Below are 18,007 nucleotides of genomic sequence, written 5' to 3'. Positions count from 1 at the left end.
TGTGTATCGCTATTATTATAATTCTATATGCTTTGGCTTTCTCCAGAATAACGCAAGTATGACGCCAAGCACCAGTACGATTGTAGCAAAGTAGTATGGATAGTTCAGATTGATATCGAACAATACACCACCTAGGATCGGGCCAAAAATATTACCAAGACTTGTAAACATAGAGTTCATTCCACCAACAAATCCTTGTTCATTTCCGGCAATTTTCGATAAATACGAAGTAACAGCAGGTCGAATTAAATCGAAGCCTACGAAAATAAAGAATGTAACGAATAAGATGGCAAAATAATGACTCACGATCGTCATGGCGAATGTTAATACTGCTGAAAGGATTAGTGAGTAACGAATAACATTAATCTCACCCATTTTCTTTGTCAGCCAATCAAATAGTATTAATTGAGCTAGTGCACCTACAATACCACTTCCTGTAATAATTATGGCAATATCCGATGGTGTAAACGCAAATTTGTGATCAACGAACAAGCTAAACAATGATTCGAATGCAGCGAGGCCAAATGATAACACGAAAATAAGAATGAATGGTATGAAGTAGAGTGGACTAAACACACGCTTGACACTACCTAACATGGATGGTGCTGCTTCTTCATTGTCTGTAGCACGTGCTGGCTCTTTTAAAAACAGGAATGATAGGATAGCTGCGAACAGACCAAGTACCCCAGCTGCATAAAATGGGACACGTGTACCAATTTCAGCCAAAAATCCACCAATCCCAGGACCGATAATAAAACCTGTGCTAATGGCTGCACTCATATAGCCAAGTGCCTTAGGGCGCTGTGCCAATGTCGTAATATCAGCTATATAGGCGGTTACGGCTGGCATAATGAAAGCTGCACTCACGCCACCTAACATACGAGAGACAAAAAGAATTTCAACAGAACGACCAAATCCAAATAAAAACTCAGAAAGTCCAAAAATAAAAAGACCTGCAACAATCATAACTTTGCGGCCAATAGTATCAACAAGCTTACCTGCAATTGGTGATGCAATTAGTTGTGTAATGGCAAAGGCTGCCACCATATAACCAACAACAGAACCAGAAATATGCAGTTCATTCATGATGGTTGGTAAAACAGGGATGACTAAACCGATCCCTAAAAAGGCAATGAAAAGATTAGATAATAAAATAGCTAAGGTTATATTTTGCTTCTTGCTCATAAACTTCTCCTTCTAATTGTTCGCGATACATGTTTTCAATCTACTAGAATAGAATATTTCCATGTAATACGATAAACCCTATAGTAACTATAGGGTCAAAAGATTTGTTTTTATTTTTTAAAATTTTTATCAGTTTGGGAGTTCTAGTAGAGAGTTATACGAATGCGCCACTAATTTTTCGGAGCATTTTTGTGTCTCTTGTTTTTGCCTAATCTTTAATTCTACTATAAATTTCTTTTCTTGTTCCATCGTGAGCGTTGCGGGCATGTATAGCTCATACACTTGCGACTCAAATAGTTCCTGCTGAGCCAATACATGATTTCTCAATTTTTCATAAAATGAAAAATAAGTATCAGGGTCGTAAATAAAGGCAATGCATACATATTTACCGCCAGGAATAATGGTTTGTTGTATGTTTGGTGAAAGCTGCGAAAATGTGCGCTCCGTTAATAGGGGAGTGAAAATAGCATCATAAATGATGTCATTGACATCTTTATAAGGCTCTAGTGGATAAATACAACCATAACGACTGTTTAAGACACTGCCTTCCTTTTCGATGATTTTAATTAAAGTGGCATAGTATGTACTGGTGCTCGATGTGGGTGTTAATTCAGTAGTGGTTACTTGAAGAACGGGCATTGCTTCCTCTATCTGCACATAAATCTCACCGAAGACTGGGATATCAATTTGCTCTTGTAATTGCTTTTTTGTTTTCAGTAAAGTATTTTTTGCTTCGTTTAAACGTGAAATTTTTTCATTGATGCGTAGCTCCTGCTGAGCTAAAAAATCAAGCAATTCCTCAGAGGTTAATCTAAGTGCTTTTTTTATATCATCGAGCGTCACGCCGATATATTTAAGGGACTTTATAATGTCTAAATAGAATAGCTGATTGCCTTTATAATATCGATAATTGGTGAAGGTATCGATATAAGCAGGCTTAAATAAATCAATTTGATCATAATAACGTAATGTCTGAACCGATAAGTTTGAAAGTTTGGCAACCTCACCTATCGTATAATAATGTTCCTTCATAAATGGCCTCCACTAATAAAAGCTAAAAAAGTTTCGAATGGCATCAAAACGAATTTTATGCTTGCAATCCACCTAGTAAAATAGGAGAGATTTACGTTCCTTCATTTGTTGATATTGTTCTTCTCTGTCAACCATTTTAAATGTTTTTTGCAGCTAGGACATATAGCTTCATGTTGCATTGTGACACCTCTTAAGTTTTTTCTTTATTATACCATTACGAACAGGAAACATTCATTTTTGAATACTACTATTCGTTGAGAAGTGGGCTTAAACAAAAAGTTCCTTGAAAAAGGTTCAGATTATTGAAAACTTGCTTGAAATCGTGTTTCTCATGTGATTTTATGCTATTATAAACCTTAATGCCACTTAAGAAGGAGAGCTTTACATGAAACGACATGAAGCACGCGAAAAAGCGTTGCAAGTTTTGTTTCAGCTAGACAATACGGATCTAACAGTTGAAGAAGCAATGGGCCATATTAAAGGTCAACCTACCAATGCTTTCTACGAAAAGATCGTGAATGGAACAGCTGAACATTTGGAGGAAATCGATGCTACATTAGAACAGCATCTTGAAAAGTGGTCACTTGCCCGTCTACCCAAAATTGAAAGAACGGTTTTACGTTTAGCTGTATATGAATTGTTATACATGCCAGAAACACCAAAAAGAGTAGTACTAAACGAAGCAATCGAGTTATGTAAAACATTTGGCGATGATAGTTCATCTAAATTCGTCAATGGTGTACTTTCTAAATTTACAGAACAAGAATAATGTGTTGAATTGGAAGGAGTAACGAAGGTTTATGTCAAGTGCAATTATTAATGGTAAAGAGATTGGTCAAGAAATTCGTAATGCTGTAGCAGAGCGTGTCATTCGTTTGAAAGAACGAGGATTGACACCTGGTTTAGCGGTTGTGTTAGTTGGAGACAACCAGGCATCGGCTACATATGTGAGAAATAAACAAAAATCTTGTGAAGCGATTGGTATGTTTTCAGAACTCATTAAATTACCAGAAGAGACAACGCAAGAGGAATTACTAGCACAAATTGAGCTTTTAAATCAACGTGAGGATATTCATGGTATCTTAGTTCAATTACCACTCCCAAAACATATTAATGAGGATACAGTCATTGCAACGATTGCTGTCGAGAAGGATGTCGATGGATTCTCACCTGTAAGCGTTGGAAAAATGATGCTTGGCCAAGAAACATTTTTACCTTGTACACCGTTTGGCGTGATGAAGCTTCTTGAGTATTCAGGAATTGAAATCGCAGGAAAGCATGCTGTAATCGTAGGTCGTAGTCATATCGTTGGTAAACCAATGGGACAACTACTTCTACAAAAGGATGCAACGGTAACCTATACACACTCTAAAACGCCAGATTTACCTTCATTTACAAAACAAGCAGATATTTTAATTGCTGCAGTTGGACGTGCAAACTTTATTACGAAAGAGCACGTGAAAGAAGGGGCTGTTGTTATTGATGTAGGCATTAATCGCGATGACAACAATAAATTATGCGGTGACGTAAACTTTGCAGAAGTAGATGGAATTGCGTCTCATATCACGCCTGTACCAGGTGGTGTAGGACCAATGACCATCACGATGTTACTATTCAACACAGTGCAAGCAGCTGAAAATACGCTTGCAAAATAAAAAACCTTTTGAAAACAGTCATCTCAACATTGTGTGAGGTGACTTTTTTGTTGTGTAAATCAGAACTTTTCTTCGATTTGGTCGTCTAATGTAACGTTTGGGACATACATACTGAGGAGGAGGTTTTTATGGAAAATATCGATATGATGTTAATTGTCAAGCATATCATTATTGGACTTGTCCAAGGCTTTACAGAGCCAATTCCTGTATCGTCGAGTGGACATGTAATGATTGCTAGCGAAATGCTGGGACTAGGTGAACAGGGTTTTACTTTTGCCATCCTAACAAATACAGCTTCGTTACTCGCTATTATGTATATTTATCGTAAGGATATTGTTCGTCTGATCAGTCATTTTTTCCTTTACTTGAAAACTAGAGAAAAGCGGTATAACGCGGATTTTCGCTTTGCTCTCTACATTGTCATTGGTTCAATTCCTGCTGGCGTTTTAGGGGTGTTATTAAGTGATGTGATTGCAGATAACGTAAGTATGACGACGATTGCGCTCATGCTATTTGTGACAGGGACTGCATTATGGCTAATTCGTAATATGCGTGGCAAGAAGAACGATGCAGATTTACGTGCTAAAGATGCCATCATTGTAGGGTTGGGGCAAGCAGTTGCTTTAACACCAGGCATTAGCCGTTCAGGAGCTACGATTATTTCCGCCATAGCAGTAGGGATGAAGCAGGATACAGCCTTACGTTTTTCCTTTATGCTTTATATTCCTGTAAGTTTGGGTGGGGTAATCCTTGGCATTACAGATTTTTTAGACGAGCCGAATAAAGATGCCTTAGCTCTTCCATATGCTGCCACTTTCTTGGCAACACTCATTATGACTTATTTTGCGATGCGTTGGTTTATGGGCATTATGAAAAGTGGCAAACTTAGCTACTTTACGTATTATTGTTTTATCGTAGGAACTCTTTTATTACTATTCTATTAAAATATAAAGTCTCATAACGTATGAAGTTATGAGGCTTTGTTTGTTATTTGTCATAATATACGGTTTCTAATAGTGAGAACGTGTAGGAATGTGTTATAGTTGTTTTTCGATAGAAGAAAGACAGTCATTTTTTCTACCGAAACTGCATTTTGGCACGTCAACGACTGCAAAAAATGTTATGATAGGTGTAGTTTTGTGAAAAACTTGATTTTAGTAAAGGAGCCGAAAACATGTCCTCTGCTTCTTATTTAACAGTAAAGGCGTTAACAAAATATATTAAACGAAAATTCGATGCAGATCCACATTTGCGTGAAGTGTATGTAAAAGGTGAATTATCGAATGTGAAAATTCATCAATCCGGCCATATTTACTTTACATTAAAGGATGATGGTGCCCGAATAGCTGCGACGATGTTTAAAACAGCGGCTACGAAATTAGCGTTTGAACCAAAGGAAGGTATGCAAGTATTTATCCGAGGGGATGTAAACGTTTACGAAGGCTTTGGAACCTATCAGCTATATGTACAGGAAATGCAACCGGACGGCATTGGTAGCTTATTTGTTGCCTTCAATCAATTAAAAGAGCAATTACAAAAAGAAGGTCTTTTTAAACCTGAGTGGAAACAACCGATACCAAAATTTCCTGAAAAAATTGGTGTGCTCACATCAACAACTGGTGCAGCTATACGGGATATTTGTACAACCTTAAAGAGGCGTTACCCACTTGCTGAAATTTTGATTTATCCAACCCTAGTACAAGGAGCTCAGGCTGCACCGAATATTGTGCAAAATATTCAACGGGCTAATCAAGAGGCAAGCTGTGATGTGTTGATTGTCGGGCGAGGAGGAGGCTCCATCGAGGATTTATGGGCTTTTAATGAAGAAATTGTGGCAAGAGCTATTTTTGAAAGCCGAATCCCTATTATAAGTGCGGTTGGCCATGAAACAGATACAACGATCGCCGATTATGTCGCCGATTTACGTGCACCTACTCCAACAGCTGCTGCTGAGATGGCTGTGCCAGATCAGGCGGATCTCTACCAACGAGTGCTTACGCAGAAATCACAGCTTCATCAAATGGTTAGGTCGCAACTTATGGCAGAGCGACAACGTCTAAATAAGCTCCAACAGTCTTATCCATTGTCAATGCCAGAAAGACTTTATCGACCTTTTACAGAAAGATTGGCACAGCTTGAGTCAGGATTACAGGCAGCAATGCAAATGAGCTTGATGAAAAAAGCTACCCAACTTCAACAATTACATAGTACGGTGGAGCAACATTCACCCAAAAAGGCACTTGCTTTTCATCAGAGAGAGCTTGAAGCGCGGATCCAACAATTATCACGTGCTACAACGTATTATGTGGCAAAACAGCAACAACAATTTGAGTCAACCGTTAGAACATTAGAAGCTTTAAATCCACTGTCTATTCTAACAAGAGGATTTACAGTAGCATATAAAGATCAGCAAATGATCAAATCATCCACTGAGGTGCAAAAGCAAGATCAACTGACATTGACCTTCCATGATGGAAAGGTTGTGGCTAAAGTGACGAATATCTTGCCAAAGAATGAGGGGGAATTGTTGTGACTGAAAAGCAACAAACATTTGCAGAAGCCATGACGGCACTAGAAGAAATCGTTCGCCAGTTAGAACAGGGTGATGTGCCATTGGAAAATGCGATTGATTTATACAAGCAAGGAATGGAGCTATCAAAGTTTTGCCATAGTAAGTTGCAACATGCTGAGGAGCAGCTTGTATCAATTGTCCAAGAGACTGGTGAAACAACAGCATTTGATCCACTAAAGGGAGAGAATTAGGAAATGAATGAGCCATTAAAGTACTTTATTGAAAGCAATACACCACAAATTGAAGAGACGATGTTTTCGCTTGTTGAACAAATTGATGCACCAGCAGATTTAAAGGAATCTATGCTTTATTCATTAAAGGCAGGGGGTAAACGAATTCGTCCGCTTTTTGTGTTAGCGGTACTAGAGCTTTACCGTGAAAATCTTCAGGACGGTTTGATTGTCGGTTCGGTCATTGAAATCATTCATACGTATTCTTTAATCCATGATGATCTACCAAGCATGGATAATGATGATTTTAGAAGAGGCAAGCCAACAAATCATAAAGTTTATGGAGAAGCGCTGGCTACGCTTGCTGGTGATGCATTAAACACACTGGCATTTGGCATTTTAGCTCGCATGGATATCTCTGCTGAAAAGCGTATTGAACTTGTCCAATTGCTAAGCATTGCAGCAGGTGCAGAAGGCATGGTTGGTGGTCAAGTACTAGATATGGAAGGGGAGCAACGTCAGCTTAATTTAGCTGAATTGGAACAAGTCCATGTCAATAAAACAGGTGCTTTATTGCGTTTTAGTATTGAAGCGGGAGCCGTACTTGCAGATGTATCAGCACAAGACCGTGCTACATTGAAAGAATATGCGCATCATATTGGTTTAGCTTTCCAAATTCAAGACGATATTTTAGATATTGAGGGAACGACTGAAGAACTAGGAAAAACAGCTGGAAAAGATGTCGCTAGTGATAAAAGCACTTATCCAGCCCTCTTAACCCTAGAGGGAGCGAAAGAAAAGCTTGCTGAGCATTATCAACATGCCATTAACGCACTCGATCAATTACCAATAGATGTCAGCCTATTACGTGACTTTGCTGCTTATATCGTTCATCGTAAAAACTAAGAGAAAATCAAGGCGTTGAAGGAAAAGAATATGCTAGAATAGGTGGGAACGTTTGCAATATGTAAACAATGAAGTGTTCGTACTTTTAGCATATTGATAACACTGCTATAATGGTGGAAACACAATTGCGGTGAATATTTTATTGAAAAGGTGTGTGAGAAAGGTGGATTTAAATAAAATAACTAGTCCATCCTTTTTAAAAAACTTAAATAAGAAGGAGCTTGAGCAGCTTGCCCAAGAAATTCGTACCTTCTTAATCGAAAAATGTTCTGTCACAGGTGGGCATATCGGGCCGAATTTAGGCGTAGTTGAGTTAACGATGATGCTGCATAAAATGTTTGACAGTCCTAAAGATAAGTTTTTGTGGGATGTTGGCCACCAAGCTTACGTGCATAAAATTTTAACAGGTCGTGCGAGTCAATTTGACACACTACGTCAGTTCAAAGGGCTTTGTGGATTTCCAAAGCGCGTGGAGAGTGAACATGATGAGTGGGAAACAGGTCATAGCTCGACATCTTTATCAGCAGCCATGGGTATGGCAGCAGCACGTGATATAAAAAAAGAAAACAACTTTGTTATCCCTATTATTGGTGATGGGGCTTTAACAGGGGGTATGGCACTTGAGGCATTAAATCATATTGGCCATGCAAAAACAAATATGATTGTCATCCTCAATGATAATGAAATGTCGATTGCACCAAATGTTGGCGCATTACACAATGTTTTAGGTCGTCTACGTACAGCCAAGGAATACTCAAAAGCCAAGGAAGAGCTGGAGTCACTTATTAATAAGATTCCAGTATTAGGTGGAAAGCTTGCCTCTACTGTTGAACGCGTAAAGGATAGCTTAAAATATTTAGTAGTATCCGGTGTGTTTTTTGAGGAGCTAGGTTTTAAATATCTTGGTCCAATTGATGGACATGATTTTGAAGCGCTTGAAATGACATTATCACACGCGAAAAAAGTAAAAGGGCCAGTCCTTGTTCATGTGATTACGAAAAAAGGAAAGGGCTATAAGCCAGCCGAGGATGATACAATTGGGAATTGGCATGGAACAGGTCCTTATAAAATTGAAAATGGTGCCTTTGTGAAGTCTGAGACTACTGGACCCGCTTGGAGTAGTTTAATTGCTGAGACGGTTCGTAAAATTGCTCATGAAAATGAGCGAGTGGTAACGATTACACCTGCCATGCCTGTAGGTTCAAAGCTACAAGGTATTCAACAGGACTTCCCAAATCGTTTCTTTGATGTAGGGATTGCGGAGCAACATGCGGCAACGATGGCTGCAGGATTAGCTACGCAAAAGATGAAACCATTTTTAGCGATTTATTCTACGTTCCTGCAACGTGCATATGACCAAGTTTTGCATGATATTGCTCGCCCGAATTTAAATGTCTTTATTGGTATTGATCGGGCTGGTTTAGTGGGAGCAGATGGGGAAACACATCAAGGTGTATTTGATATTGCTTTCCTTCGTCATATTCCAAACATGACAATCATGATGCCAAAGGATGAGAATGAAGGGCAACATATGGTAAAAACAGCGATTGATTATGATGGTGGTCCAATTGCACTTCGTTATCCACGTGGTAATGGAATGGGTGTGCCATTAGATGATGAGCTGATAGCTTTACCAATTGGTAGCTGGGAAGTTTTACGTGAGGGCAAAGACGCATCTATTTTGACATTTGGAACAACGATTCCAATGGCAATGGCTGCTGCTGAAATGCTAGCGCAACAAGGAATCGATATTGAAGTGGTCAATGCTCGCTTTATCAAACCGATGGATGAGGATATGCTACATCGTATATTATCTAGTCAAAAACCGATTTTAACAATTGAAGAAGCTGTTCTACAGGGTGGGTTTGGTAGTGGTGTATTAGAGTTTGCTCATGACCACGGCTATTTAAATGCGTTAGTTGATCGAATGGGCATCCCAGATCAATATATTGAGCATGGCAACGTAGATCAGCTACTCGCAGAAATTCATATGACAGCAGAAGATACGGTTGCACGTATGCACGTATTACTTCAACAAAAACAGCAAGTGGGTTTGAATAAATAATGACAAAACAACCAAAAGAACGAGTAGATATTTTACTTGTAGAGCGTGGACTATGTGAAACAAGAGAAAAAGCAAAACGGTCCATTATGGCAGGCCTTGTCTTTTCAAATGAAATACGAATTGATAAGGCAGGCGAGAAAATTGCCGTCGATGCACCGCTACAAGTAAAGGGCTCAGATTTAAAATATGTGAGTCGTGGAGGCCTTAAATTAGAAAAGGCGCTACAAATTTTTGATATGTCTGTAGAAGGGAAGCTAATGCTTGACATTGGCTCCTCTACAGGTGGCTTTACAGATTGTGCCTTACAACATGGAGCAAGACATTGCTATGCACTAGATGTTGGTTCAAACCAATTAGCATGGAAAATTCGCTCCGATGAACGAGTGACAGTAATGGAGAAAACGAATTTTCGCTATACAACGGCAGCCGATTTATCAGAAGGTTTACCTGATTTTGCAACAATCGATGTTAGCTTTATTTCGTTATCACTGATTTTACCGGTATTAAAAACATTATTGCTGCCAGGCGGGGATGTTATGGCTTTGGTGAAGCCTCAGTTTGAAGCTGGGAAAGATAAAGTAGGTAAAAAAGGAATTGTGCGTGATAAAAAAGTACATTTAGAAGTTTTGGAAAAAACAGCTGCAATGGCAACTGATATTGGTTTTGTAGTAAAAGATGCTTCGTTCTCTCCAATCACAGGTGGAGAAGGGAATATTGAATTTTTATTCCATTTAGTGAATCCTATTGGACAAGAAGTGCTACCTGCATATACAGCTTTTAATGCACTCGTTGAAGAAGCGCATAATACTTTAAAATAACACGTGCTCGCTTATAGAGCCGTGTTTTTTCTTGTGCTTTTTTGTGGAAAATGGTAGTGTGATTATACACATATACAATTATTTATAAGAGGTGATTTCGTTGAATAAAGGACAACGACATATACGGATTCGGGATATTATCGCCAATCATGAAATTGAAACACAAGATGATTTAGTCGATTTTTTAAAAGAAGCAGGCTATAATGTGACACAAGCTACAGTATCACGAGATATAAAAGAGCTTCATTTAGTAAAAGTACCATTACAGGATGGGCGCTATAAATATAGCCTACCCGCAGATCAACGTTTCAATCCAGTCCAAAAATTACATCGTGCATTAGCAGATGCTTTTGTAAGTATTGATGGGGCATCACATTTTTTAGTCATGAAAGCTCTTCCAGGGAATGCGAATGCCATTGCTTCCTTACTTGACCATTTAGATTGGCCGGAAATTTTAGGTACAATTTCTGGAGATGATACCATTTTAATTATTTGTCGAAATGAAAATGAGCGTGAAAATACAAAAAATCGTTTATTAGACATGCTATAAAAAATGGTTAATTTGATTTAGAGGTGACAATTTGTGTTAAGAGAGCTTAGTATTCGAAACTTTGCCATCATTGAGGATTTGACTGTCAGCTTTTTAGAAGGCTTAACAGTTCTCACTGGGGAAACAGGTGCCGGAAAATCCATTATCATTGATGCGGTGCATTTACTTGCAGGTGGACGAGGTAACACTGAATTTATTCGTCATGGCGCAAGAAAAGCAGAATTGGGTGGCTTATTTCAAATTTCGAGTTCAGTTCATCCTGTTCTGAAAAAGTTAGAAGAAGCAGGCATTGAAATAGAAGAAGATACAATTATTTTACGTCGAGATTTGAATGATACTGGTAAAAGTATTTGCCGAGTGAATGGTAAGCTTGTGCCTTTATCGGTACTAAGAGACATTGGGGCAAGTCTCATTGATATTCATGGCCAACATGAAAATCAAGAGCTAATGGATGAAAAGCAGCACATCAATTTGCTTGATCAATTTGCAGAAGAAGAGTTGTCGCCGATTCAAAAAACCTATCGAGCGCAATACGATGAATACCGTTTGCTCAAAAAAGACTTAGCTTCGATATCCATTGATGAGCAGTTGATGGCACAACGTATCGATTTGTATCAATTTCAAATTAAAGAGTTGGACGAAGCTAATTTAAAGTTAGGTGAGGAAGACGAGCTTCTAGACGAACGCCGTCGTCTGATGAATTTTAATAAAATTTTTGAACGCTCTAGTGCAGCCTATGAAGCCATTCAAGGTGAAACAAAAGGGCTTGATTGGATCGGAACGGCAATGGGTGCTTTAGAAGATGCTGCAACGGTTGATGAGCAATTCAAAGAATCATCTGAGGCAGTTACAACTGCGTTTTATGCATTACAGGATGCAGCCTATCAGGTCAAAAATGTGTTAGATGAATTAGAATTTGACCCTGCGCGTTTAAACGAGGTTGAGCAGCGATTAGCGTTGTTGCAAACTTTAAAACGCAAATATGGTTCGACAGTGGAAGAGATCTTGGCTTATTATGAAAAAATTAAAAACGAGTTAAATGAGCTGTTGAATCGTGATGAGATTTTGCAGGTGAAAGAACGACGTGTGTTAGAGATGGAAGCTGTACTCAATGAGCTGGCTAGTGAACTTTCAACTGTACGTAAAGCTGCAGCCCAACAATTGAGTGAAGCAATTATGGCAGAGCTACGTGAATTACATATGGAAAAAGCAAAATTTATTGTCAATTTCGATGAATTACCCTATTTCGACGCAAATGGGAAAGATCAAATTATCTTCTACATTTCCACAAACGTTGGGGAGCCACCAAAGTCTTTACCGAAAATTGCATCAGGCGGAGAATTATCACGAATGATGCTAGCATTGAAAACCATTTTCTCTTCTTCCAATGGAATTACTTCCATTATATTTGATGAGGTGGATACAGGTGTCAGTGGTCGTGTTGCGCAAGCGATTGCAGAGAAAATTGCCGCAATTTCTGTTAATTCTCAAGTTTTATGTATTTCACATTTACCTCAAGTTGCAGCGATGGCTGATCATCATTACTTCATCAAAAAAGAAGTCGAACATGATCGAACGTTTACTTCCTTATCAGAAATTGATCAAGATGCTCGTATAGAGGAAGTTAGCCGTATGATGTCTGGAACTGAAATTACAGCTTTGACACTACAGCATGCCACGGAGCTTTTAAAAATGGCAGATGAACGAAAAAAACAAATGCGTTAACCATTATTCCAGAAACAGTTTCAGCTGTTTCTGGCTTTTTTCATTTTGCGCAAATATTTACCGCTTATAAGAACGTCACAACAACACATAGTAAAAAGACAAAAATGAAAAGGAGGTGTCGTATGAATCGTCATTGGCGTCAATTAGTCATTTTGCCTATGCTCATCTTTTTATTAGTGATGCCTATACAAGCTTTAGCCGCCAAAAAGCTTATACCGATGGGCGAAGCAATTGGAATTCAACTTCAATTGTCACATGTATTTGTCGCACACGATGTACTGTTAGCTTCCAATCAGTGGATGAAAGGAGGCGCAGTTATTGAAAAAATAAACGATATACCAGTAAAATCCCTTGCTGATGCCAAGCAGGCTGTGGCAAAAGATGGCCAACAGAAATGGACGATCAATAGTGAAGGCCAACAAATTACATTGGAATTACAAAACCAAGAAGCAGAGCATGTCATTTCCTTTTTAAAAGATGAAACAGATGGAGTAGGAACACTGACTTATATTGATCCAGAGACAAAAAATTACGGTGCACTAGGTCATCAAATTGTCGATTCAACCCTACAAGAAGCCCCTGTTTTTAGAGCTGGCTCCATTTTTTTAGCTTCTATTCAGCAAATCCGAAAAAGCACACCAGGCCAACCAGGCTATAAAATTTCCTCCATTGAAAAGCATCAAGAACGTCTAGGTAGTATAGATAAAAATACTATTTATGGTATTTTTGGCCGCTGGGAAGACGGTTATCAACAAAGATTACCCAAAGCGATAGAAATTATGCATGAAAAAGATATAAAAACGGGGAAAGCTGAAATCTATACAGCCATTGAAGGCAGTAAGGTGGAAACCTTTTCAATAGAAATTACCAAAGTGGAAAATGAACGCCTTGAATTTATAGTATCTGACGAGAAGCTCATTGAAAAAACAGGTGGCATTTTGCAGGGAATGAGTGGCAGTCCTATTATCCAAGACGGTCGTTTTGTCGGAGCTGTGACACATATGTTTGTGGAGGAGCCGAAAAAAGGTGCAGCGCTAACAGTAGCGGAAATGTTAAGAAGGTCTTCATAAAAAGGTATGAAAGGTAAAAATCCGTTTAAATTTCCCCAGGCAGGACAAAAGCCGCGGGAAACTACACGGATTTTTTACCCTTATTTCATCGAAACCAACATGTATTTCCGATAATTTCCTGAAGAAGGCATGATATTTAAAAAAACTGTAGTTTTATCTACTAAATTTATCTAAAATAAGTTATAAGAGCATTCGACAAGTCGCGTCATTTAGCGTAACTTGTCGATATTAAAAGAAAGTATCGGACTACATACTCATTTTTGGAAATAGAAAAGGTTTTTAAAACAAAAATGTCGAAAATTCCACAGTGTGCCAAAAACGGCATTTAGGGGTTTAGGTTATCGCTTTGAGGTGTTCAAAGCAAGTCCAGAAGGAGGAATTGAAAATGACAAAGGTAAAAGTAGCGATTGCAGATGATAATCGTGAGTTATTAAAAACAATGGAGCAGTATTTTCAAGGACATGCCGAAATAGAAATTATTGCAACTGCTTCAAATGGAAAAGTATGTCTACAAATGCTTGAGGAATTTACACCAGATATTTTACTTCTAGATATAATAATGCCTCATCTTGACGGTTTAGCTGTATTAGAGTCCATGTATCAAAATGAAAAAATGTCATCAATTCAAGTCATTATGCTAACGGCTTTTGGCCAAGAGGATGTCATGAAACAAGCGGTGGATCTAGGAGCTTCTTATTTCATGCTAAAGCCCTTTGAATTCGACCAATTGGTACAAAAGATTTTACATTGTGCTGGACAGAAGGCGACACTTCCGAAAAAGACAAGCGTATTACAACCGACAGTACCTCAAAAATTAAATCAGCATCAATTAGACAGCACGATTACAGCCATCATCAAAGAAATCGGTGTACCTGCACATATTAAAGGCTACTCCTATTTGCGTGAAGCCATTCAAATGGTCTTTGAGGATATTGAATTATTAGGATCTGTGACAAAAATTTTATATCCAGAAATCGCCAAAAAATTTAATACGACACCATCCCGTGTAGAACGTGCGATTCGTCACGCCATCGAGGTAGCCTGGAATCGTGGCAATTATGAATCCATTTCGTCAATGTTTGGCTATACAGTCCATCACTTGAAATCCAAACCAACAAATAGCGAATTCATCGCTATGATCGCAGACAAAATTCGTATTGATATGATGGCTAGCTAGTACCGATATATATCATTAACATATACAGCAATTATACTTCGCATAGTATAGCGCCTTTTTAAATCTTATTGTTTAAAGGGGCGCTTTTTTTGTTACTTGAACAAATACTGTGGAAATTTCTGTGGCTGATCTTTAATATTGAAAGCGTTAAAAGAACGTCTAAATCAGCTAAAAATACACGATATATACATGAATAGTGAATTTAAAGTCATATTCTAAAGTTGAATAATTTGAGACTTTTCACAAACTTATAAGTAGGTGATCACAATAAAAAGTATAAATTTCCAATTAGAGGGAATGAATTCACTCGAAATCACACAGATAACAGAAGAGCTATTTGAGGTGCGTTTAGTATTCGATGGTAAAATAAGTATGCAATATATGAATCGACAGCAATTGATACAACTAGGATCTACTTTCCAAATTGAAAGTAATATCAATACGAAATTAGTTAAAAAGACCTATAAAGACCTATAGTTTAGTGGGAAGCGCCCCTTGATACCTGTACTTGGAAGATGATTTATTCAAAATAGCATGATGGAATTACTTTGAATTTATCGGTAATTTTAATAAAAAAGCTCAAAAACAAACAATTTATTAGTATTAAATATCTACAATTTTTTAGAAAAAATAAAATATTGTCTTATATTTTAATGATTAAGTGGTACTATTTTCTTTCTCGGTAGTGACAATGGTCTCTAAACAAATGTAAGTGGATTGTATATACTTACATATAGAGGGAAGGAGGAGGTAGCTTGATTCTAGTTCGAAATGAAAACTTCGAAATTTCTGAGGAAAATGGCAAGGTATTTATGCTTACTTTTAGCGCAGGTTTCCCATTAAAAGAATTTGATAGCATCCTACGTAGTCATCCACGACTGAAATTATCTAATTTTTCAATTTTAAAAAATGTGTTATCAACCCAGAATACCAATCCTGTTGAAATTGGACGCTGGCTTCCGAACATTGAAGCAGAAGTGGCACGTGATAAGATGTCAGCCTCTGTTTTTATATATGAAACGCATGATTATATTCAAAATAATAAAGAAAAATTAACACAACAAATCCGAGAAACACTCAATGAAAATGGAATTATACACGGCATATTAGATTTTGATATATTGAAGGCTGAACCAGGAAAAGCATTCTTAATTGCTCAAGGCGAGCAACCTATAGCAGGAATAGATGCACAAATTACATATTTACCTAAACCCGAGAGAAAGCCAGTCATTCGTGAAGACGGTAAAGCGGATTACTATGATATGAATTTTATTTCGGAAATTTCAGAAGGCTCTTGGCTAGGTGAAAAGATCCCTGCTACATTAGGTAAACCGGGGAAAAATGTGCTAGGTCAAGAAGTTGCTGCTGTACCTGGTCGAGATTATCCTATCAAATATGATACAAAATCTGCCTATGAAGTGGAAGAAGACGGAAAAATCGTCATTCGCTCGAAAATTGCTGGCGTTTTAGATGATGTCAAAGGCATGATTGGTGTAAACAGGCACCTTCCTATAAATGGTGATGTTGGAGTAGAAACAGGAAACCTTGAATTTAATGGTTCACTTAGTATTAAAGGTACAGTAACAAATGGCTATACAGTTATTGCGACTGGCGATATTTCCATTGAAGGGGCTGAGGGTGTAAGCGGTGCTAAGCTTATTAAATCCATTGAGGGTGATGTATATATTCGTGGTGGCATCTTTGGGCTTGGTTCAACAGTGGTAGAAGCAGGTGGCAATATATTTGTTAAACATGTGAATGAAGCAAATTTATTTGCAGCTAATAGTATTCATATTGGTTTTTATGCACTAGGATCCCAGCTTTCTGCTCATTCGATATATGTGGATGAACGAAAAGGGAAAATTATTGGGGGACGTGCAGTAGCTAAAAATACGATTGTGACGGCCATTTCAGGAAACCGATTAGAGCGTCGAACAGATTTAATAATAGAAAGTATTAATAAGCAGGAAAATAACACCGTGATGCAGGAAAAAGCAGCACAGCTAAAACAATTGCAAACAGAGATTTCAGCACACGAGAATAGCATGAAAAATTTATTGCCTTTTCTCAATCAAATGTCCAAAGAACAATCAGCGTCATTTGAAGTAACAAAGCAAGCCTTAACAAAATTAAAGGCAGAAGCGATTACGTTAGATCGTGAAATAAAACTATTAATGGATGAAATGCGTCATGTAGGGAAAGAAGAGATTATTGTGACAAAAGAGGCCCACCCTGGAACTTATATTCAAATTGGCAGAAAATCATCTTTATTAAGCAAAATGACGAATGGTAAATTCCTGCTAGAATTTGGTGAGTTAAATGTCTAAGGCAGCCTTTATCCCCGTTTTTGCACATCGAGGTGCTTCTGCTTATGCATTAGAGAATACCTTTCAAGCTTTTGAAAAGGCATTAGAACTAGGTGCTGATGGGATTGAACTAGATATTCATTTCTCTAAAGATGGATTACCTGTAGTGTATCATGATCCACAATTATCGAGGTTAGTAGGCACCAATAAATTGGTGAGTGATTGTACGATGGAGGAGCTTCTGCGCTTTAAACTTGGCAAGCCTTGGAGACGTCTATTTTCGTCCTATAAAATGCCAGCGTTTGAGGCAGTTTTAGCATGGGCAAATATACAGCAGATGCCGTTAAATATTGAATTAAAATCAACGATCTTGGACAATACGAGTGGGCTAATTCATTTTCTTCGAGGCTTGGCTCTGCCAAAAGGTAGTCATTTTTCATCCTTTCACTATGAGCTTTTAGAGATCGTAAAAAAGCATAGACCTGAATTTGAAACGGCCCTTATTGCAACGAAAAAAATAAAATGGGATCTTCTAACTGATTATAAGGCGGCTGATAGTGTGCATATGCATAAAAGGTACTACAAACCAAGATACTTGGAGGCCTGCATTACAAGTGAAAAAGCATGTCGTTTTTATGCTATTGATGGGACAGAACCATTTTTAACCAATCCGCATCCTTCTGTTATTGGTTGGATTACGGATTATCCTGATAAAGTCATCACATCTCAGCAACGGGTATAAAAAGAGCTATCCAGTAAGTCTTGCATGACTTATT

At 38.0% G+C, this 18,007-nt stretch carries 17 protein-coding genes; 15 read left to right on the top strand and 2 right to left on the bottom strand.

Annotated elements, in window-relative coordinates:
• Window positions 1–15 precede the first annotated feature (15 nt).
• On the bottom strand, window positions 16–1,185 hold the full coding sequence (locus tag RCJ95_RS00590) for an MFS transporter (protein WP_274769563.1): 1,170 nt from the start codon (window positions 1,183–1,185) through the stop codon (window positions 16–18).
• A 129-nt stretch (window positions 1,186–1,314) separates the two neighbouring features.
• Window positions 1,315–2,217 (bottom strand): MerR family transcriptional regulator, encoded by a 903-nt coding sequence (locus RCJ95_RS00585; RefSeq protein ID WP_004231145.1) that lies wholly within the window; start codon window positions 2,215–2,217, stop codon window positions 1,315–1,317.
• A gap of 385 nt (window positions 2,218–2,602) precedes the next feature.
• Here RCJ95_RS00585 and nusB point away from each other — a divergent pair, with 385 nt between their 5' ends.
• The 15 genes from nusB (at window position 2,603) to RCJ95_RS00510 (ending at window position 17,973) form a co-directional block, all read left to right on the top strand.
• Complete coding sequence (gene nusB / locus RCJ95_RS00580) at window positions 2,603–2,986, top strand: transcription antitermination factor NusB (RefSeq protein WP_004231146.1); 384 nt, start codon at window positions 2,603–2,605, stop codon at window positions 2,984–2,986.
• Window positions 2,987–3,017: 31 nt separating this feature from the next.
• Entirely contained in the window at window positions 3,018–3,872 is an 855-nt protein-coding gene (gene folD / locus RCJ95_RS00575) for a bifunctional methylenetetrahydrofolate dehydrogenase/methenyltetrahydrofolate cyclohydrolase FolD (protein WP_221680165.1), read from the top strand.
• A 128-nt stretch (window positions 3,873–4,000) separates the two neighbouring features.
• On the top strand, window positions 4,001–4,816 hold the full coding sequence (locus RCJ95_RS00570; RefSeq protein WP_274769559.1) for an undecaprenyl-diphosphate phosphatase: 816 nt from the start codon (window positions 4,001–4,003) through the stop codon (window positions 4,814–4,816).
• Window positions 4,817–5,046: 230 nt separating this feature from the next.
• The gene (gene xseA, locus RCJ95_RS00565; RefSeq protein ID WP_446721784.1) at window positions 5,047–6,405 is read left to right on the top strand and encodes an exodeoxyribonuclease VII large subunit; all 1,359 of its coding nucleotides are present in this window, start codon (window positions 5,047–5,049) and stop codon (window positions 6,403–6,405) included.
• Window positions 6,402–6,635 (top strand): exodeoxyribonuclease VII small subunit, encoded by a 234-nt coding sequence (xseB, locus tag RCJ95_RS00560; RefSeq protein WP_008179899.1) that lies wholly within the window; start codon window positions 6,402–6,404, stop codon window positions 6,633–6,635. The genes xseA and xseB overlap by 4 nt, the downstream gene beginning before the upstream one ends.
• A 3-nt stretch (window positions 6,636–6,638) precedes the next feature.
• On the top strand, window positions 6,639–7,520 hold the full coding sequence (locus tag RCJ95_RS00555) for a polyprenyl synthetase family protein (protein ID WP_221680168.1): 882 nt from the start codon (window positions 6,639–6,641) through the stop codon (window positions 7,518–7,520).
• A gap of 163 nt (window positions 7,521–7,683) precedes the next feature.
• Window positions 7,684–9,585 (top strand): 1-deoxy-D-xylulose-5-phosphate synthase, encoded by a 1,902-nt coding sequence (dxs, locus tag RCJ95_RS00550; RefSeq protein ID WP_263081993.1) that lies wholly within the window; start codon window positions 7,684–7,686, stop codon window positions 9,583–9,585.
• Entirely contained in the window at window positions 9,585–10,403 is an 819-nt protein-coding gene (locus tag RCJ95_RS00545; RefSeq protein ID WP_221680170.1) for a TlyA family RNA methyltransferase, read from the top strand. Before dxs ends, RCJ95_RS00545 begins: the two co-directional genes overlap by 1 nt.
• 100 nt (window positions 10,404–10,503) lie before the next feature.
• On the top strand, window positions 10,504–10,953 hold the full coding sequence (gene ahrC, locus RCJ95_RS00540; protein WP_004231170.1) for a transcriptional regulator AhrC/ArgR: 450 nt from the start codon (window positions 10,504–10,506) through the stop codon (window positions 10,951–10,953).
• Between the two features lie 33 nt (window positions 10,954–10,986).
• Window positions 10,987–12,678: a DNA repair protein RecN gene (gene recN / locus RCJ95_RS00535; protein ID WP_257520148.1), complete on the top strand. Its 1,692-nt coding sequence runs from the start codon at window positions 10,987–10,989 to the stop codon at window positions 12,676–12,678.
• Window positions 12,679–12,800: 122 nt separating this feature from the next.
• Window positions 12,801–13,748, top strand: coding sequence for a SpoIVB peptidase S55 domain-containing protein (locus RCJ95_RS00530; protein WP_009370207.1), 948 nt, complete (start codon window positions 12,801–12,803; stop codon window positions 13,746–13,748).
• Between the two features lie 385 nt (window positions 13,749–14,133).
• Complete coding sequence (gene spo0A / locus RCJ95_RS00525) at window positions 14,134–14,925, top strand: sporulation transcription factor Spo0A (RefSeq protein WP_016993890.1); 792 nt, start codon at window positions 14,134–14,136, stop codon at window positions 14,923–14,925.
• Window positions 14,926–15,222: 297 nt separating this feature from the next.
• Window positions 15,223–15,402: a hypothetical protein gene (locus RCJ95_RS00520; protein WP_446721783.1), complete on the top strand. Its 180-nt coding sequence runs from the start codon at window positions 15,223–15,225 to the stop codon at window positions 15,400–15,402.
• 278 nt (window positions 15,403–15,680) lie between these two features.
• Complete coding sequence (locus RCJ95_RS00515) at window positions 15,681–17,252, top strand: DUF342 domain-containing protein (RefSeq protein WP_048392301.1); 1,572 nt, start codon at window positions 15,681–15,683, stop codon at window positions 17,250–17,252.
• Window positions 17,245–17,973 (top strand): glycerophosphodiester phosphodiesterase, encoded by a 729-nt coding sequence (locus RCJ95_RS00510; RefSeq protein WP_221680173.1) that lies wholly within the window; start codon window positions 17,245–17,247, stop codon window positions 17,971–17,973. Before RCJ95_RS00515 ends, RCJ95_RS00510 begins: the two co-directional genes overlap by 8 nt.
• The last annotated feature ends 34 nt before the right edge of the window (window positions 17,974–18,007 follow it).

The organism is Lysinibacillus sp. BSL11 (assembly GCF_052928325.1).
This window is presented reverse-complemented; position numbering and strand designations above follow the sequence as displayed.